The organism is Paenibacillus sp. PAMC 26794, from assembly GCF_000316035.1.
Taxonomy (GTDB): Bacteria; Bacillota; Bacilli; order Paenibacillales; family Paenibacillaceae; genus Paenibacillus.
Genome location: NZ_ANHX01000026.1, coordinates 1 through 20,169, shown reverse-complemented (window position 1 = coordinate 20,169; position 20,169 = coordinate 1). Strand labels below are relative to the sequence as shown.

General features: G+C 46.4%; 9 protein-coding genes and 1 tRNA gene. 8 read left to right on the top strand and 2 right to left on the bottom strand.

The window, feature by feature from the left end:
- Positions 1 to 84: 84 nt before the first annotated feature.
- The 5 genes from polA (at position 85) to D829_RS0113715 (ending at position 5,767) form a co-directional block, all read left to right on the top strand.
- Complete coding sequence (gene polA, locus D829_RS0113735; protein ID WP_017689477.1) at positions 85 to 2,739, top strand: DNA polymerase I; 2,655 nt, start codon at positions 85 to 87, stop codon at positions 2,737 to 2,739.
- A 118-nt stretch (positions 2,740 to 2,857) separates the two neighbouring features.
- Positions 2,858 to 3,685 carry a DNA-formamidopyrimidine glycosylase gene (gene mutM / locus D829_RS0113730; protein ID WP_017689476.1) on the top strand — a complete coding sequence of 276 codons (828 nt, stop codon included), beginning with the start codon at positions 2,858 to 2,860 and terminating at the stop codon, positions 3,683 to 3,685.
- A gap of 100 nt (positions 3,686 to 3,785) precedes the next feature.
- Entirely contained in the window at positions 3,786 to 4,601 is an 816-nt protein-coding gene (locus D829_RS0113725; RefSeq protein WP_081595005.1) for a manganese efflux pump, read from the top strand.
- Positions 4,602 to 4,610: 9 nt separating this feature from the next.
- Positions 4,611 to 5,207, top strand: coding sequence for a dephospho-CoA kinase (gene coaE, locus D829_RS0113720; RefSeq protein WP_017689474.1), 597 nt, complete (start codon positions 4,611 to 4,613; stop codon positions 5,205 to 5,207).
- A complete protein-coding gene (locus D829_RS0113715) occupies positions 5,204 to 5,767 on the top strand; it encodes a lytic transglycosylase domain-containing protein (RefSeq protein WP_017689473.1) in 564 nt (187 codons plus the stop codon). The genes coaE and D829_RS0113715 overlap by 4 nt, the downstream gene beginning before the upstream one ends.
- A gap of 82 nt (positions 5,768 to 5,849) precedes the next feature.
- On the opposite strand, the gene D829_RS0113710 is transcribed toward D829_RS0113715, so the two are convergent.
- Positions 5,850 to 6,071, bottom strand: a complete 222-nt coding sequence (locus tag D829_RS0113710; RefSeq protein WP_017689472.1) for an alpha/beta-type small acid-soluble spore protein — start codon at positions 6,069 to 6,071, stop codon at positions 5,850 to 5,852.
- A gap of 116 nt (positions 6,072 to 6,187) precedes the next feature.
- On the opposite strand from D829_RS0113710, the gene nrdR reads away from it, so the two are divergent.
- Both nrdR and D829_RS0113700 read left to right on the top strand, forming a co-directional pair.
- The gene (nrdR, locus tag D829_RS0113705) at positions 6,188 to 6,655 is read left to right on the top strand and encodes a transcriptional regulator NrdR (RefSeq protein WP_026081166.1); all 468 of its coding nucleotides are present in this window, start codon (positions 6,188 to 6,190) and stop codon (positions 6,653 to 6,655) included.
- Positions 6,656 to 6,839: 184 nt separating this feature from the next.
- Positions 6,840 to 6,912 (top strand) — tRNA-Ala (locus D829_RS0113700).
- Between the two features lie 247 nt (positions 6,913 to 7,159).
- On the opposite strand, the gene D829_RS0113695 is transcribed toward D829_RS0113700, so the two are convergent.
- Positions 7,160 to 10,774, bottom strand: a complete 3,615-nt coding sequence (locus D829_RS0113695) for an S-layer homology domain-containing protein (RefSeq protein ID WP_017689470.1) — start codon at positions 10,772 to 10,774, stop codon at positions 7,160 to 7,162.
- A 395-nt stretch (positions 10,775 to 11,169) separates the two neighbouring features.
- On the opposite strand from D829_RS0113695, the gene D829_RS33215 reads away from it, so the two are divergent.
- A complete protein-coding gene (locus tag D829_RS33215; protein ID WP_051153962.1) occupies positions 11,170 to 19,482 on the top strand; it encodes an immunoglobulin-like domain-containing protein in 8,313 nt (2,770 codons plus the stop codon).
- The last annotated feature ends 687 nt before the right edge of the window (positions 19,483 to 20,169 follow it).

The window sequence follows — 20,169 nt, the reverse complement described above, 5'->3', positions numbered from 1 at the left end:
CTTTTTGATGTGACAGGTGGGTATGGTATCATGAGAATAGATGTAATTTGAAGAGGTTGACCATATGATACGCGAGGTGCTGGAATGGACAAGTTTATTCTCATAGATGGAAATAGCATTATTTACAGGGCGTTTTTTGCAATGCCGCCTCTGACCAACTCGAAAGGTCTGCATACCAATGCGGTATATGGCTTCACTACGATGCTGCTGAGACTGCTTGAAGAGCATAAGCCTACACATGTCATGGTTGCATTTGATGCAGGCAAAATCACGTTCCGCCACGAAGGGTATCAGGAATACAAGGGTGGACGGGAGAAAACACCACCAGAGTTGTCAGAGCAATTCCCTTTGCTCAAAGAACTGCTGAAAGGACTTGGTATTGCTCAGTTTGAGCTGGCTGGATTCGAAGCAGATGACATCATCGGAACGTTAACCAAACGCGCAGATGAAGCGGGCAGACAGGTGCTTGTTGTATCGGGTGACAAAGATATGCTGCAGCTTGCTTCCGAACATGTCCATATCGGACTGACACGTAAAGGGGTAACCGATATTGAGCTGTATGATCCTGCTCAGATTAAGGAGCGTTATGGTCTGACGCCGCTGCAAATCATTGATCTCAAGGGTCTGATGGGCGATGCGTCCGATAACATTCCGGGGATTCCCGGAGTTGGAGAGAAAACAGCGTTGAAGCTGCTGCACCAGTTCGGTTCAGTAGAAGATGTGCTGAACGGCACAAGTGAGCTGAAAGGCAAGATGAAAGAAAAGATCGAGGCCCATGCCGAAGATGCCCGGATGAGCAAACAACTCGCGACGATTCACCGGGAAGTTCCGCTGGAGCAGACGTGGGAGGATATGCAATTCGCTGGATTAAAAGAAGAACATGCTGGCCCTGCATTGGCGAAGCTGGAATTCAAATCCTTGCTCGAACGCCTGTCCTTCAGTGGCAACATCATTTCTGAACAGGAAGCAGTCCCTGCTGCCGAGGTGGAGTCTTCCATTGCAACAGAGGACAACATCAGTGAGCTGTTCAGTTCACTGGATTCCATTGATGTCCTCCACGTGGAGACACATGGGGATAACCCGCACCAAGCGAAATTGATTGGACTTGCTGTAGGTTCTTCTGGAACATATACGTTCATATCTCCCGAATTGCTTCATTCCGAGGCAGCGGCTCCAGTGCGGGCATGGCTTGGTAATTCAGACCAGCCAAAGCGCGGTTATGATCTTCATCGCGTAGACTTGGCCCTTCATGCGCATGGCATTGAATTCGCGGGTGCGTCATTCGATGTACAACTGGCAGCTTATTTGCTTGATCCAACGGAATCCAACCAGACGATTAGTGGACTCACGAGCAAGTATGGTCTGCCGTCGCTCGTGGAGGATGATACAGTCTTGGGCAAAGGGGCCAAGTACAAGGTGCCGGAAGTGGAGATCTTGGGTGATTTTCTGTGCCGCAAAGCTGCTGCAGTAGCAGCCATTATTCCACTTCAGGAGCAGGTGCTGGAAACGGATGAGATGAATTCGCTTTTCCATGAGATGGAGATGCCATTGTCACGTATATTGGCGGACATGGAGAAACTGGGCATTAAGGCCAATACAGCCGATCTGCAGGCTTTGGGCAGTGAGTTTGAAGAACAGATCAGCAGGCTGATGGCTGAGATCTACAAGCTGTCAGGAACGGAATTTAATCTGAATTCACCGAAGCAACTGGGTGAGATTTTATTTGACAGATTGGGCTTGCCAGTGGTGAAAAAAACAAAAACCGGTTATTCCACAGATGCTGAAGTATTGGAGAAATTGGCTCCTTATAATGATGTGGTCAAGCATATTCTGCAATATCGTCAGCTTGCCAAGCTGCAATCCACTTATGTGGAAGGTTTGCTCAAAGAGATTTCCGATCGCGATGGCAAGGTGCACACGTATTACCGTCAGACCATCGCTGCAACGGGACGACTTAGCAGTCAGTTCCCGAACTTGCAGAACATTCCGATTCGGATGGAGGAAGGTCGCAAAATCCGGAAGGTATTTGTTCCTTCCGAGCCCGGATGGTCCATTTTGGCAGCAGACTATTCCCAGATTGAACTGCGTGTACTGGCCCACATTTCGGACGATGAGCGCTTGAAGGAAGCGTTTGTCAATGATATGGATATTCATACAAAGACCGCTTCGGATGTATTTGGCGTGAAGCCTGAGGATGTGGATGGGGATATGCGTCGTTCCGCCAAGGCAGTAAACTTTGGTATCGTGTATGGAATAAGTGATTATGGCTTATCACAGAACCTTCATATTACGCGTAAAGAGGCCGCGCAGTTTATTGATCAGTATTTTGAAGTCTTCCAGGGTGTACGCCGATATATGGATGACATTGTGAAGGAAGCTCGTCAGGATGGTTACGTCAAAACGTTGTTGGAGCGACGTCGCTACCTGCCAGAGATTAATGCCAGTAACTTCAACCTGCGTTCTTTCGCAGAGCGTACGGCGATGAATACACCGATTCAGGGAACTGCGGCAGATATCATTAAGCTGGCCATGGTACAGATGGATGAAGCGCTGCGGGAACGCCAGCTGAAGAGCCGCATGTTGCTTCAGGTGCACGATGAACTTGTATTCGAAGTGCCTGCGGATGAATTGGAACTGATGAAAGAGTTAGTCCCTTCTGTTATGGAAAAAGCATTGGAACTGTCGGTTCCGCTGAAAGCCGAAGTCAGCTTTGGTGATAACTGGTACGAAGCGAAATAAATCAAGTGCTGCGCGTTTTTTCCGGTATTTTACAAAAGGCCTTTCCATGTTTGAGATATAAGAAAAGGGTCCCGCTGAGCGCCATCTTCCGTTATAATATAGGGGAGGTGAGAACATCATGCCGGAATTACCGGAAGTCGAAACAGTCAGAAGAACATTGAATCAACTTATTGTGGGCAGAACGATTGATCATGTTACCGTTAGCTTGCCGCGGATTATTCAGCGGCCGGACGACATAGATGCATTTGCAATGGAACTCGCGGGACATACCGTCATTGGGGTGGAGCGCCGCGGCAAGTTTTTGCGTATTTTGCTGGACGGGCTGGTGCTTGTCTCCCATCTGCGGATGGAAGGAAGGTACGGTGTGTACGAGCAGCATGAAGATGTGGAGAAACATACACATGTGATCTTCCATTTTAATGATGGTACGGAATTGCGTTATAAGGACGTGCGTCAGTTCGGTACGATGCATCTGTTCAATGCAGGTGAGGAACTGGTGTCCAAACCTTTGCTGAAGCTGGGACTGGAGCCGCTTGATCCAGCCTTTACGGTAACTGCATTCCGTGAGGCGGTTGGCAAGCGTACAACCAAAATCAAGGCTGTGCTTTTAAATCAGGCATATGTGGTCGGTATCGGGAATATTTATGTGGACGAGGCTCTATTTCGCGCAGGTATCCATCCCGAGACCATCGCCAAGACACTGACCGAAGCTCAGTTAACGGTGCTCCATGAAGCGATTGTGGCTACGTTGCAAGATGCAGTGAATGCAGGGGGATCTTCCATCAAGTCCTATGTGAATGGACAGGGTGAGATGGGGATGTTCCAGCATCAACTGAAAATCTATGGACGCAAATCAGAACCTTGTACAACTTGTGGTACGTTAATTGAAAAAACGGTGGTTGGTGGCCGTGGAACGCATTTTTGTCCGAACTGTCAGCTGCTGTAACATGAACTGAATGAACGAAATGATGAAATCATAGCACCCTTGGATTCCTCCCTCCATATACTGATATGGCAGAAATAAGCGGGCGTATACCCATACTGGCATCTTCAGTTGGCACGAGTACCGCACAGAGGAGGAGTCCGGGGTGCTGCATCATTTTATTTCATTGCTGGCGCTTGCTTTGGCGCTTAGTTTAGATGGTTTTGGAGTCGGGATTACATATGGGTTACGGAGGACTAAGATTCCCCTGTTATCTATCGCTGTTATTTCGATCTGTTCGGGATTGGTTATTGCCTTGTCGATGCAAGTAGGTGTGTTGTTGTCCCATGTGGTGTCACCGGATATCGCTTCGATCGTGGGAGCCGTTATATTGATAGGTATTGGTGCATGGTCACTGTTGCAACTTATTCGAAAGCAAGGCAAAGAACAGCTGGAAACAGACACGGGAACGGGTGAGGGAACAGAAGCAACGGTAACTGGAGTGGGGGTAGCACAAGAGAGACTGTCGGCTTCAAAGGGCAGAAATCAGGTGCTCGCACTGGATCTGGAGCAGTCGGCTTCAAATGGATCACTGGAACGAATGGTATTTACACTGGAGCTGCGCAAGCTGGGCGTTGTCATTCAGATTCTTCGCAGTCCCTCCAAGGCGGATATGGATAACTCGGGGAGTATATCTGCCCAAGAAGCGATGTGGCTGGGTATTGCCCTGTCTCTGGATGCGTTTGGAGCAGGTTTGGGAGCGGCACTTCTGGGATTCCCTACACTATGGACAGCACTCATTATTGCACTGTTTAGTGGGGCGTTTCTGTCACTCGGCATGAAGGTTGGCCTACGATTCTCAGCTCTGCGCTGGATGCGAAGACTGTCTGTATTGCCAGCGCTATTGTTAATGATTATGGGAATAATGAAGTTGTTATGAGGTGAAACGATGAATATAGGCTTAACCGGCGGGATCGCGACAGGCAAGAGCAGTGTTTCCGCCTATCTCGCCAGTAAGGGAGCGTTGCTCATCGATGCAGACGTTATTGCCCGGGAAGTTATGATGCCCGGGCATCCCGTGTTGGCCGCCGCTGTTAAGCGGTTTGGACAAGCCATACTGAACGAAGATGGAACACTGAATCGGAAAAAGCTTGGAAGTATTGTTTTCGAACAACCCGAGGAACGAAAGGCATTGGAGGCTATCACACATCCGGCGATCCGAAGAGAGATGCGCGAACGGGCTGCTGCATACGCGTTGCAATATCCGGATAAACTTGTGGTGTCTGATATTCCTTTGCTCTACGAATCAGGCCTGGAGGACGGTTTCGAGGAAGTCATGGTTGTATATGTCCCGAGATCGGTGCAACGAGATCGCTTGATGAGTCGGGATGGAATGACTGCAGCACAGGCCGAGGCTCGAATGGATGTACAGATGGATATTGAGCGCAAAAAGCAGCTGGCAGACATTGTCATCGATAACAGCGGCTTATGGCCTGCGACGGAGCAGCAAATTGACTCATATCTACAGCGTAAGGGTTTGTTATGAGAATATTGCGTAAAAAACGTGTACTGCTGTTGATGTTTGTGTCCTTTGTACTGGTGTTATTTCTGAATACAAACTGGATGGCATGGTTCTATCCCATACATTATAAGGAAGAGATCCGTGCCCAATCTCAGAGCTATGAGGTTGATCCGTTTCTGATTGCTTCCATTATCAAGGTGGAGACCAATTTCAAGACAAGCAAGGAATCCAAACGAGGTGCCATTGGTCTCATGCAACTGATGCCAGACACGGCCAACTGGATACTGGAACAAGCCAAAATTCCCGACACTTCGCTGGAGGAATTGAAGCACGAGCCTGAACGAAATATTCAATTAGGCACATGGTATCTGCGGAATCTGGCCGATCAATTCGATGGCAATGAAGCAGTTATGATCGCTGCCTATAATGCGGGTCCAGGCAAAGTGAACAGTTGGCTTAGAGATGGTGTATGGGATGGCTCGTTCGATACAGTGAAAGATATTCCGTTTGGTGAGACGCGTCACTATGTACAAAGAGTCATTTACTATTATAATCAGTATGTAAAGATCTATAATACGTTCTAAGTATATAAGTAGAAGCACAGAGCAGGCCGGTTATTCACCGGCCGCTCCATGCTCCTCTGTGTAGCGTATTACGATGCAGATATTATTGGTATTGACCTGCCAATTGCTGTTCTGCAATTGTTACCAGACGCTTCGTGATGTATCCACCGATCGAACCGTTCTCGTAAGAAGTCATGTTACCTTGGTATCCGTCTTGTGGGATGCTGATTCCGAGTTCTTGAGCAACTTCATATTTCATTTGCTCGAGTGCTGCGGAAGCTTTAGTTACCACCAAGTTGTTGGAGTTACCATTGCTTTGTGCCATTGCTGTTCACCTCCTCGCGGGTTGGTAAAAGTATTATGTGTCGGCAATGCGTTTTTCATTACAAAATCAGTACAGGGAATATGTGGTAAAAAGTAAAACGTGGGAAGTGATCTGTTTTGAAGTGTCCTTATTGCGGTTATATGGGTACCAAAGTGCTTGATTCGCGTCCGGCCAACGAAGCAAAATCCATTCGTCGTCGCCGTGAGTGTGAGCAGTGTGCCCGAAGATTTACAACGTTTGAGATGATTGAAGAGACTCCACTGATCGTTATTAAGAAAGATGGTAGCCGGGAAGAGTTCAGCCGGGACAAGATTCTCCGCGGGCTTATTCGTGCCTGTGAGAAACGTCCAGTCTCCGTAGAGACCCTGGAGATGATGGTATCTGAAGTGGAGAAATCTCTGCGTAATACAGCTGATGCTGAAGTGGAGAGTCGCCAGATTGGTGAGTTATTGATGGAACAGTTGTTTCCGGTCGATGAAGTGGCGTATGTCCGTTTTGCGTCGGTGTATCGTCAGTTCAAAGATATCAATATGTTCATGAAAGAACTAAAATCCCTGTTGTCCAAAGACAATCTGGAGGATTAGTGAAGTTGGTAAAGGGAGAAGAGCAGTCTGGAGTTCCAGTCCGTGTGTACCAGAGAAATCGGTTGTTCTTCTCCAATCACTTTGGATCTTAAAAAGTGATTGACAGCGAAAGCTGGATTTTATATGATATAGGAGTCGCCTGTGGAACGTTGCAGTGTTGGACAGGTTATCTATTTCATATCCTGGGGCCTTAGCTCAGCTGGGAGAGCGCATCGCTGGCAGCGATGAGGTCAGGGGTTCGATCCCCCTAGGCTCCATAATTAAGAACGCCATCACATTATTGCGATGGCGTTTTTTTTGTGGTGAAATAAATCAGAACATGCATTAATTAGAATTTTTGGACTTGGGGTCGAGCTTGGGGACGAATATTCTAGATGAAAAAATCGAGGGTTTAATTCCTGACCGTGGAGTTGTCAAAAAAAGTGTAGTTTGAAAATAAGGAGACCCTTCCGGCGGGATATTGTCCAGCCGGAAGGGTCTGCATTATTCTGTATACGCTTTCACTTAGCCGAATATTCGACGAACCTTACAAAGATTGTGGCTTTCGGCGCGGGTGGAGATGGCTTTGGGAGCAAAAAAGTTGTCCGTCTTGCCTAATACAATGCCGATGCCCCGCAGCGCTTGAACGGCCTCCAACGCCCAGGAGCTGATCTCACTCTCGTCCGCGAAGGACTTTGAGTGGCTTTCAGGTATCTCATAGCCCTTGTACTTCATGTAGTTGTACAGTATCACCAGCATCTGCTCGCGCGTCATCGGTGAATTGGGGTCAAACAGGTCTGCGTTTGTACCGTTGACTATGCCTTTTTCGGCTGCCCACTCGGCTGCCGCCGTGTACCACTGTCCGTCCGTCACGTCGTTAAAGCGGGAACTCGTGTAGCTGGAGAGGTTTACGTTCTCAAGATTGGCCAGTACCTGCACGAACATTGCACGCGTCATTGCGGTGCCCGGTGAGAACGTCGTGGACGTCGTGCCGTTGAAAAGATCGTATGTGTAGGCGAAATTTATATCGTTGTAGAACCAGTCGTCCATGTTGGCATCCCTGAAAGGATTGCCCGATAGCACGAGGAAGCCCAGTGGGGTGGCGTCATCAAATGCTAGCTCCGTACCCTCACGGATGTTCAGCGACATGCCGTTGTCTAAGCCAACTCTTGCGCCGCTCGGTCCTACCACAACCGCTCCCGCGCTCCGTATCTTCGATCCGCCGTGGATATGCACACGGTTGCCGTTGGGCAGGTCCACATACGCGTCTTTGCCGCCTACTGTAACCGTACCGTCGCTCGCTATCGTGGAGCCGCCCGAAATGGTCACTGTGCTGTTGCCGCCGGGTAGTGTCACTTCGGCGCTCTTGTCTGCCGGAATGGTTACCTTACCGTTTGAGTCTATCGTTGTGCCTTCGGGTACCTCAATCTTGGTCCCGCCTTTGGTCACAATCTCGCCACCGCCGGGGAGGGTGGTGTTGCCGTTTTTGTCTGTGACCGGGGGCTTATCCTTCGGTGTATTCACTGTGTATGTCGACTTCAACGTTCCAGCGTCTGTCCCGGTGCCCGTATTGTCGGTGTTGCCCGTATTACCGATGTTCCCGGTGTTTCCGGTGTTGCCCGTATTGCCGCCAGAATTAGGCACAGTGGGAGTCGTCGTCTTCATCGGCGTCGTCGTCGCACTGATCTCCGCGCCGTCGCCCTTCGCATTCACCGCAATGATGGTGAAGTTGTAGCCTTGGCCGTTTGTCAGGTTCTTGAAGGTATATTTGGTCTCCGTCGCATCCAGTGTGACCGGCTTCACGTTGCCATACCATACCTTGTAGCCCAAGATCGCACTGCCACCGTCGTCAGCAGGGGCGGTCCAGCTCAATGTGACCTGTCCGTCACCGGCTGTCGCCTTGAAGCCGCTCGGAGCACCGGGCACGACCGGTTTTCTCTGCGAGAACATCCAATCAAAGACGTCTGTGTAGTCATTGTTCCAAGCTGGCAAGTTAGAGGACTGCGCCGTGGGAGCTATGCTCCAATTCCCCATAGTTATCTGGTTGTAAAGAACCGCCGCTTCAACTTCGTGGGCTATGTAATCAGCCAGAACAGGTGTGTTGGCCGGATTCGGCCTCAGATTCGGCTGATCAAATTGATTGTAGGGCCACGTAAGGACCTCATTACTCTCAAAGCGCGAAGCCCTCGCGTTGATCATTTTCGGCATATTGTTATTTATGAAGTTATTGAGGTTAGTCTGGTAGCCTCCAACATTATGAGCATTTAAAAACATCCAATAGGCCAAGGTGTTGTGAGCGTCATTGGCATTAGCGTTGGGTGAACCGCTTACCGGGGCCATAGGTGCGGCGGCGGCGAAGAAGCCAGGATGGCTGTTAACTAAGTTGTTTGTATACTGGCCGCCCCATGAGAAGCCCGCCGCGTAAACACGATTAGGGTCTACTTCGCCGCTGGCAATCAGGGCGTCTATGACCTTCTTAACATTCTCTGTTGAGGGAACAGATACGCCATTATAGGAAATATTCAGTACATGGCTGGCGTACTTGTCAGGATTTTTCTCCATTTTTTTCATTAGAGCGACCGAGCCGTTGGCGGATTTCATGGCCGCTTTTTGGTCTGTCGCAGCGTTTGTGCCGCCGCGTGACATGCCGTGGGTATAAACATACAGCGGCAATCCTTTGATCACCTTACCGTCTTCATCCTTGTGAAGGTAGAGCGAGCGATTGACCGAATTGCCCGTAAACGTTGTAAACTTGTCAAGGATCGGATTCACAACTTTTTCCTGTTCAAAAACCACGTTGCGAAGTGGACTCCCCTCTGTCATTACGATCTCTCCGTTTGGGACGATGTTGTAAACCTGCTTTGTCGAGTTACTGCTGCCATCCAGCGTTGTTTTGCCGCCGCTCGCTGAATAAAACTCAGACTCAACTACGATGTAACGGCCACTTGCCAGTCCGTCCTGATAATCCGGTGAATTGCTTACCGGCCCCAGATAGCCGCGTACCTTCGGTTCGTCATTAGCGTATACCCTTGTGATCTTGCGCGTCCCTTCAAAGGTCACTGCTTCGCCGTTCAGGGTTGTGTTCCTGGCTGACAAGGTAAACAAGTCCGGATTAAGCGCGGAGCCTAACGCCGACTTCCCCTCGCCTAAATCAATGATAACAGCCGTTGTGTACTCGCCACTGGCGAAGTTGTCATTCCATACGATAAAGGGAAGTATCCCCGCGTCCGGATCGTTCTTGAATGTCACATGAATGGTATGATCAGCCTCAATATTCGAAAAGGTATAAGTACCAGCAGATAGAGTCACGGTCACGCCGTCTACCGTTACGGTATCCACAATTTTGCCGGAATCGGGGGTAAACGTAATTTCTTTGTTAGAGCCCCGATCTACTCTCAGAACATCGCCGGGTGGGTTCGACATGATTGAGCCGCCCGGTCCCGCAGTGGCGGTGATTGAGAATCTGGTGTCCACTTCATTGGCTAAAGAGAGCTGCAGGCTGTCTGTAAAAGAAGCAGCGCTGGTGTAAGCCGCGTCCGGATCTCCGAAACTGGACACGACTTCATAGCGGTCACCGCCCTTTTCCGTCGAGTTATTAATATAAACCTCAAAGGTAAGCTTGCCCTCCTCCAAGGTCAAGGTTCTTTTGGGTATTCTCATCTCCACGATATATCCTGTTTCCGTGACCTGGGTCCATGCAGCTCTGCCCGGAGCGGCCTGCCCTGAGAACACGCCCGTCGCGCTGACGCGCCATTGGTTTGAGCCTCCGGTTCCGGTGCCGACATAAAACTCCAGGCTGTCGTACTGGTGATCTCCGCCAGCTCCCTGATATAGATTACTGTCATTCACTACTACTCGGGAATATAGGTAGTCATGGTCCCAAAGGATTCTGGCTGTGCCCGTGGCATGGGGTCTGGGATCGGCGGGCACAGTGCTTTTGTTGATGTGATGCTCCATGGTCTGTCCCCAGAGTGGGTCGTTTGACCCGAGTTCGGGAGTTCCAAAAATGGCGGTGGGTGTTTCATTCGCTTCTGCGTTCTCGATGTTGTCAGTGGCGGCGGCATAGCTGGTAGGCATTAGCGACGCCACCATTACCAAGCAACAGAGGAACGCGAGCATTCTGCTAAATCGTTTTGGCATAAATGAAAATCCTCCTTATTTTTCGATGCGGTGCGCCCATGGCTTACCGCATCGTATTCGGACACGTTGTGCATATGACAAGCGCCCAACTATATATATTATGTTTATCAGGCGTTCAATCCTTTAATTTAAACATAGAGTATATTTAGAATGAAAACGATTACTTCGAAGTATAGGGATAGTGTTGAAGTTTGCGTGAATTGCAATAAAAAAATCCACCTTATGAACAAGATACTACATTGAATTGGAAGTGTTGAAGACGTAATATGAGAAGAAATGTAAGCGCATTCTTTTTATTAAAACGTATCTCTATTTCCTTGAGCGAGGTGGTCTGGTTTTAAAGGTGAGAGATATGGGTTGTATGCTTCTGAAAATTAATCGAAGGGAAGAATGCTATGCGGAAGCAAATTACAATCCTAATGTTAGTTTTACTTATGACCTTCAGTAGCTGGTTTAATCTTGTTCTGCCATTTAGCAATCAAGCTTCAGCGGGCACAATAACACCAACGATGTTGGCGCATTATCCATTGCTTGAGGATGTACAGGATATATCAGGTAATGAAAAGCATGGAACGGCCGTAGGAGACATTACGTACACCGATGGTCTCACTCTACCTGGGGGAACAGATAGTAATACAAACTACGTTCAGCTTCCTACTGGTTTGTTTGATAATCAAGAAAATACAACGATATCTGTATGGATCAAGAGCAACACTGGAAGTGGGAACTACTCAGCATTATTCTACGGTACTCCAGCAGCTGGCAATAACTTGCCAACGAATTACTGGATGTTTAATCCATCGAATCCAAGTGGTGATTTTAAGTCAGTATTTACGAATAACAATAATGTTGACCAGCCTTGGACGACTGAGGTAGGGGTATCAGGCACTTCAACGACACAGTACGAAGGTCAATGGGTTCACTATACGACGGTCATTACAGAACGCTCTATTACAGGTTACATTAACGGTGTAAGTATAGGCACGACCGCCAAAGAGAAAACAACAGCAAGTTTTGGTACTGATTTGCATGCTTACATCGGTCGCTCCAATTATTTAGAGGATGCTACTTTTGCCGGCAGCTTTCAAGATTTAAGAATTTACGGAGAGGCACTAAATAATGAAGATATCGCTGTAGTATATGAACAATCGTTTAATGAAAAGCAAATACAACAAGGCAAAATAGAGCTAACGTTAGGTGATATATCGGCAGTTACAGAATCTCTTGAACTGCCTACTCAAGATAAGAATGGCGCAATGATCTCATGGACTTCTAGTGATGAGAGTGCGATTAGTCCAACCGGGGAAGTGTTCTTACGAGAAATGGAGCAACAAGTGACGTTAACTGCAACCATTTCTTTAGGTGGAAGCCAGGCAACGAAGGAGTTTATTGTTACCTTACTACCTAAGGATGACTCTATTGAGCAGATTGCCGTTAAGAGTGTCTTGCTTAATGAACCTACATTTATTTTATCAGTGGGGGACAGCGAGACATTAGTGGCTACGATTTCACCTTCAAATGCAACGAATAAAAGAGTTATCTGGACATCTAGTGACTCCAGTGTAGCGATTGTCAATTCAACGGGTAAAGTTACAGCTGTTAGTGGAGGTACAGCCATAATTACGGTACAGACTGAAGATGGAGAGTTTACAGCTACATCAGCCGTTACCGTTAAGGGAAAATCGCTAAAAGATGACCTTATTCTTCATTACAACATGAAAACGACCGAAGAAGTAGACGGTCAACTCGTACTGAAGGATGTTGCCAACAAGGCAGTTACATTTGACGGAATATTTAGAAATCCAAACAATGGACAATTCATTTCAAACAGTGAGGTTGGCTTTGTTTCCTTCAATGGTGGAAGCTCTACATCTAATAGTGGACATGTTGAGATTCCTAAGGGCTCAAATGGACTAGATCTACTACACGGTCTGAACGAGATTACAGTATCTTCAATCGTGAACTGGACGAATGATGGTACGAATCGCTGGATCTTCGGTTTGGGTACTGTATTAACACCAGAAACGAACAAATATTTCTTCGTAACACCACGTCACGGTAGTGGATCAGGTAATATGATTGCGACAGGTATCTCTAGAAATGGCTGGCCGAACGAAGCATTAGTTACAGGTAGCGCAAACTCAAACCTTATCGGTGGACAGTGGAAGCATGTAACGGTGTCCTTCTCCGAAGCTAGAAATACGATAACGTTATTCGTTGATGGAGTTAAGGTTGCTGCTTCGGGTAATGCGAAAGGACTAAAGCTGTCAGAAATTATTAATCCGGATGTTACTTTCTCTGGCTTTATCGGTAAATCAATCTTCTCAAACGATCCATATCTTCAAGGTAGCGTGGCTGATTTTCGAGTATATGATCGCGCGTTGACGGAGCAAGAAGTAGGCGAGTTATATCAACAAGAAGGAACAACTCACATCTCAAAAATACGTCAGCTCACTGTTGATGATGCAGCGAATCAACTGAACATCAGTCGTTACTTAGGTGAAGGCGATAAGAGCACCGATAAGATAACGAGAAACGTTACATTACCGACAAACGGTAAAAACGGCGTGAGCATTACTTGGAGTTCTAGTCATCCTACTGTCATTTCTAACCATGGCACTGTACAACGTCCAGCTGTTCAAGCAGGTAATGTTCAGGCAGAGCTTACGGCCACTTTAACGTATCAAGGAGTATCAACTACAGCTGTATTCCCTGTTACGATCTTGAAGCAATTCGATGATCAGCAGAAGGTTGATCTGGACGCTGAACAAATAGAGATCTACAATGCTGACAACGTTAAAGGTAACTTACGTCTTGCTGCTACAGGTGAACAAGGCTCCACAATTACATGGGTATCTAGCAGACCGGCAGTTGTGAAAGGAACGGCTGAAGCGGATGGTAACGCTACACAGCTAGGCTGGGTAAGCCGTCAAGCTACGGATACGCCCGTTACGCTAATAGCTACAATTACAAATGGTGCAGCTTCTAAACAGCTTACGTTTAACGTTACGATTAAACAAGCAATTGCGCCAGTACAGCATGATGCTTACTTCTTTGCGTACTTTACAGGTGAATATGAGGGTGGTGAAGAGATATCCTTCGCTACAGCTGAAGATCCATTGTTCTGGAAAGGGCTGAATAATGGTAAGTCGGTCCTTCAATCTGATATGGGTGAAAAAGGACTTCGTGATCCATTTGTTATTCGGTCACCAGAAGGTGATAAATTCTATATGCTGGCAACCGATTTGAAAATGGGCGAAAGTACAAATTTCGATCAAGCTCAAATTACGGGTAGTCATTACATGATGATTTGGGAGTCGGAGGATCTCGTTCATTGGAGCGAGCAGCGTATGATCGAGGTTGCTCCTAAGACTGGAGGAAATACGTGGGCACCAGAAGCTGTCTATGATCCAGTAACTGGAGAGTATATCGTATTTTGGGCATCATCGATGAAAAACACAGAGACATATGGTGATTATAACGGAAGACCTGCAGGTCAGTACAATGTGATGTACTACACAACAACAAGAGACTTCTACAACTTCTCTGAGCCAAAGGTCATGATTGATGAGTCACTTCCGACAATTGATACAACGTTTATTGAGCATAATGATATGTTGTACCGATTCACCAAATCAGAAGTGAATACTAAAGTGTATGTGGAGAAAGCACCAACTTTTTACTATGACAAGGACAATATTGCAGCTAACGGCCTTCAATACGACGCTGTTCCGGGTACACGTGATAATAAACTTGGCTTGATCGGAAATAATGGAAACAACGAAGGGCAAATGATTTTTAAGGATAATAAAAAAGACAAATGGTATCTGTTCCTTGATTCATGGCCATATCATGTTCGATATACAACAGATCTGGATAGTAGCACGCAATATATGAACAATGTATTAAGTAGTGATCAATATGCACTGCCGCCAGGACCACGACACGGGACGGTAATTCCAATCTCACGTGCAGAGTATGATGCTTTGCAAGAGAAGTATGCATGGAAAGGTCCAGCACCATCAACAGACCCGGTTGTACATTACTCATTTGATGAAGATACAGTAAATGGTACAACGTTGAATGACATTTCTGGTAATGGTCATCACGCAGCTCTAGTAGGTGGAGCAACGATTAATGAAGAGGATCGTATCGGTAAAACGGGTGGTGCACTAGAGCTTAATGGATCAACAGGATATGTGAAGCTGCCAGATAACTTGATTCAATCCTTGAATCTGGAGAAGGCTACGTTCTCTACATGGGTTCAAATGGACAGCAATCAAGCAAATCAAAGAATATTTGATTTTGCTTCCGAAACAGGCAGACAGGTTAACCGCAACACCATGTACTTGAGCACACAAGGTGATACAGGTAGTCTAGAGTTCGCTGTCGTAACACCTTTTACAGAGAAATTTAGCAATGACAGCACGAAACTGGGATCAGAATATAAATATGCGGTGAGAAATTCCGGGTTATTACCAACGAAGACTTGGCAGCATGTTGCAATTACAATGGATGAATTTGATGCAGTATTGTATGTGAATGGTCAAGAGGTTAAACGTAGCTCGACATTTAACGTTGAGCCGAGAATGTTACTGGAAACAACGATGAATTATATTGGTAAATCGAGAAACAGCTCTCATAGTTTATTTGATGGTGAATTTGATGATTTCCGTATTTATAATCGTGCATTATCCGTTGAAGAGATTGCAACATTAGCTGATGAAGACGTTACTCCTCCAGTAGAGCAGCCATCTGGGGCAGAGCTCATTCTTCACTACGATATGAATGATATCGATGGTGCGACGGTTATTGACCAAACAGGAAACTTCAACGGAAAATGGATGAATCCGTCTAAAGCAGAATGGATTCGTACACAAGATGCTGGTGTACTAAGCTTTACTGGTGGCACAACTAACTCTTATGTAGAACTGCCACAAGGAGTTCTCGATGGATTAACGGATATGACCGTTTCATCCATTGTGAACTGGAGCGGTAAAAACGCTGCCGAGTGGTTATATGCATTAGGAAGACCAAACAATAATACGCACTATACGTATTTCACACCACGTTATAACGCTAACGGTCTAGCTCGTTTAGGTATCGCGACGAATGCTTGGAATAATGAGTCTTCAACTTCTACCACGGGCTTAAAGAATAATGAATGGAAAGTCGTTACGACTGTTGTTTCAGGCACGGATGGTACACTAACGCTTTATATCGATGGTGTTGCTGTTGCATCAGGCTCAACGAATGGAATGACACTAGAACAAATAAAAAATACTTCAGGCAGTAGTGGAACCATCGGTAAGTCATTCTATACAGCTGATCCATACTTCGGCGGTATGATTGCAGACTTCCAAATCTATGATGGTGCTATGACTGCGGCAGATATTACATCACTTAAGGCTCATGCAGATCAGAAGATTGCTTTGATGGAGGGCATGCTTGTATCAGCTGCGACGGAGAAATTAACGATTCATGATCTTCTTGCTGCTAATGCATCAAAAGATGCGATTATAAGCAATGTGACATTGCCAACATCAGGTGCTTATGGCACAACAATAAGCTGGACTTCAGATAAGGGGAATGTGATTTCAACTACAGGTGCCGTAACCAGACCAGCTAACGCAAAAGGTGATCAAGTTGTAACGTTAACAGCAGTATTTACAGATGGTACAGAGACAGTTAACAAAACTTTCCAGTTGACAGTTAAGGCATTGCCAAACGATGTCACTTCTGTAGATGAAGCAAAAGCAGCACTAGTCGTTCATAACATGAATGATGTAAGAGGTCATATAGCACTACCAGCATCTGGACTATACGGAACAACAATTACTTGGGCTTCTGCTCAACCGAACGTCGTTTCAGTTACTGGAGAAGTAAAACGTCCGGCACACGGTAGTGGAAATGTAGACGTGAAGCTTACAGCTACGATTACATTAAATTTAGCATCCACGACGAAGGAATTCATTGCGAAGGTGAAGGAACTGCCTGCTGATGAAAAATATGCGGGATACTTTTTCACATATTTCACAGGAGAAGGTACTGCAACAGGCGAGCAAGTTTACTTTGCACTAAGTAACGGCAATGATCCGTTGAACTGGCGAGAATTGAATGATGGTAAACCTGTATTGACCTCTAGCTTAGGGGAGAAGGGAGTACGTGATCCGTTCATTATTCGTTCGCCTGAAGGTGACAAGTTCTACATGATCGCTACCGATCTGAAAATTAACGGCAATGGTAACTGGGGCAGAGCACACACATGGGGCAGTCGTTCCATTATGGTTTGGGAATCGAATGATCTGGTCAACTGGACAGATCAACGCATGGTAGAGGTTGCACCGGAAGAAGCGGGTAATACATGGGCACCAGAAATTATGTACGACAAGACAACGGGTGAATATATCGTATTTTGGGCATCAAGAATGTTTGATGATGCATCCCATACAGGCGATGCTTATCAAAAAATGATGTATAGCAAGACAAGAGATTTCTATACGTTTAGTGAACCGCAACTTTATTTGGATTATGGATATTCAATCATTGACACAACGATGATTGAGCATGAAGGAAAAGTGTATCGCTTTACGAAGGATGAGCAAAACAACGGAGCTTCTGCTCCATTTGGCAAGATGATCTTCCAAGAGGTGGGTGACTCGATCTTAGATCCAACCTTCAAGATGATTAATCAAGGCGTTGGTAATATCAAATGGGTCGAGGGTCCAACGATCTTCAAATCGAATACAGATGAAAAATGGTATTTATTCGTAGATGAGTTTGGTGGAAGAGGTTATGTTCCATTCGAGACAACAAATCTTGCGTCAGGTGTCTGGACATTATCTTCTAACTACAACTTACCAGCTAGTCCGCGTCACGGAACGGTAATTCCAATTACACAAAGTGAGTATGATGCACTCAGTGGGAAGAACGTACCCGTTAGCGGAATTAGCTTGGACAAAACGACGTTGTCCATCGTAGAAGGTCAATCAGGGCAATTGACAGCTACGGTAGCACCAGCTAATGCAACGAAAAAAGCAGTAACATGGGGCTCTAGCGATACAGCTGTAGCGACTGTAAGTGCGACAGGTCAAGTAACAGCGATGGCACCAGGAACAGCAAGGATTACAGTAACTACAGTGGATGGTGGTTTATCATCAAGCGCTACGGTAACGGTAACACCATCGGTTGAACCGACTGCACCAGGAGAAGTGACAAGAACAAGTGTAACAGCAGGTAATCAGAAGCTGACTTTGAGATGGAGTAATCCTACAGACAGCGATCTAGTCGCTATTAAGATTACAGGTCTTGGAAATACAGAGTTTAAGACGGTAACGCTGAACAATGCGGCTAGCAGTTATGAAGTCACAGGACTTGCGAATGGTACGCGTTATGAATTCCGTATTACTACGGTAAACGCAGCGGGACATGAATCCGCAGGGGTTGTGGTGTCAGGAACACCACAAGCACCAAGCAGTGGTAATGGAAATGGTGGCGGTGACGGTAACATTCCTGCACCTACAGTACCAACAGCTCCAGGTGGAAATGAGCCAGTGGTCATGGACAACGGCCAAATAAACATTAAACCAGTTGTAAATGAGAGCGGTACTTCTGAAGTGAAGTTAAGTGCGGATACAATGAAGCGTGCGCTTGATCAAACGATAGGCGGTAAGCTACAGGTGCGAGTTGAAGCTGATGCAAGCTTGAATGGGCTAACGATTGAGCTAGCCGTAGATCCGCGCTTAACAAGTGGATCTTCTACGGTAGATCGCATCGAGATCAACACAGGCTCTGCAGTTGTAACCGTGGCAACCGAACTGCTTGGAACAGGAACAAGTGCGGGAAAAACGTTAGGATTTTCGATTAAGAAAATTGCAGCGAATCAACTGCCAGCTGGCGCACAAGCTCAGCTGAACGGTGAGGTCGTATACGATATCGAGCTAACGATTGATGGTAAGAAACTTACAGAGTTTGATGGCAGAGATGATCTTGTGATTGAATTGCCATACACACTAAAGGCTAACGAAAATCCAAACAACGTCGTTGTATACGATGTGAAGGACAACGGAGAGCTAAGAGTGGTGACGAATGGTAAATACAATGCAGCGACAGGAAAAGTAGAGTTCAAGCCAACGTATCTGAGCAAGTATACGGTAGCGTATGTTGCAACGAGCTTTAAGGATGTGACCCAAGACTGGGCGAAGGATGCGATCTCAGCATTGGGAGCAAGAGGCATTGTGAAGGGTATGGGCAACGGCGAGTTTAATCCGAATGGTCAAGTGACAAGAGCAGAATTCATCACCATGCTGATGAAGTTGTTTGAACTATCGGATGAGAGCGCAACGACAAGTTTTAGTGATGTGAAGCAAGGAGAATGGTACCATGGAAATATCGCAACCGCGCAGAAGCTGGGGATTGTGAATGGGAAACCAAATGGACGATTCGGAGTTCATGAGAACATTACGCGAGAAGATATGGCGGTTATGGTATACAAGGCGATCCAAATGAAGCAACTAGCGTTAGCAAGTGGTGAAGCTACAGCCTTCAAGGATGAAGCAAACATCGCAAGTTATGCGAAGCAAGCGGTAGAGGCAATACAGGGAGCAGGCATAATAAACGGTGTAGGTAACGATGAGTTTGCACCGAAGAAGAATGCTAGCCGTGCAGAAGCAGCATTAATGATCTATAATTTGTTGGGTTTGATGTAGACACGTTAAGTATAATGCAGTTGCTATTGATTCACTCTGATAATATGAAATGTGGGTGCTCTAATAAATAATTGATACAAAAAAAGTTGGGCGGAAGAACTTTTTCCGTCCACTTTTTTATCTGTTTAATTTAACGCCGTAAAGTGGCTCCTAAGGTGCTGGGGTTTTGGCGTAGGGGGTGGCGATTACGTTAGCCTAGCGTCTTAACAAGCTCGTTACCGTTTATATCTAAAATGGAAAACGCTTGCTCGATCAGGTCTTTGTCCTTAGGAGCGAAAAGGTGGGTTGAGTTGATTTTGCACTCAAGCGTGACGTTATTGAACTGGCTCACCATGTACTGTGAATTGGCGAGTACGATTGTTTTGTTGCTGTAAAGGCTCAATTGTTGCTGAAAGGCAATCGCAGCTTCTACGACATCAATTCAATAAACAGCTGGCTTGACCATCGGCTGAGAGCATGCTCCTGTGGAGGACAAGTATATCTAACCCATCAGGATAGGCGCTACAAACCCATAATTTGAGATTCTACGTGCTTGACTTCCTGCTGGGTAGATAACAACCCTCCCACTAAAAAGTAATGTTTTCGCCTGTTTTCTCTCTCATTCTTAGATTTACAACTTCGACACCTCAGGGTAAATGGAAGGAGATTGGTTTAGAACCATATTTTTCCTAAAAGGCCGGTGACGGG

Excerpts from the sequence above, each read along its gene's own strand:
- polA (WP_017689477.1), top strand. The coding sequence starts at position 85 with ATGGACAAGTTTATTCTCATAGATGGAAATAGCATTATTTACAGGGCG.
- mutM (WP_017689476.1), top strand. The coding sequence starts at position 2,858 with ATGCCGGAATTACCGGAAGTCGAAACAGTCAGAAGAACATTGAATCAA.
- coaE (WP_017689474.1), top strand. The coding sequence starts at position 4,611 with ATGAATATAGGCTTAACCGGCGGGATCGCGACAGGCAAGAGCAGTGTT.
- D829_RS0113715 (WP_017689473.1), top strand. The coding sequence starts at position 5,204 with ATGAGAATATTGCGTAAAAAACGTGTACTGCTGTTGATGTTTGTGTCC.
- D829_RS0113710 (WP_017689472.1), bottom strand. The coding sequence starts at position 6,071 with ATGGCACAAAGCAATGGTAACTCCAACAACTTGGTGGTAACTAAAGCT.
- D829_RS0113695 (WP_017689470.1), bottom strand. The coding sequence starts at position 10,774 with ATGCCAAAACGATTTAGCAGAATGCTCGCGTTCCTCTGTTGCTTGGTA.
- D829_RS33215 (WP_051153962.1), top strand. The coding sequence starts at position 11,170 with ATGCGGAAGCAAATTACAATCCTAATGTTAGTTTTACTTATGACCTTC.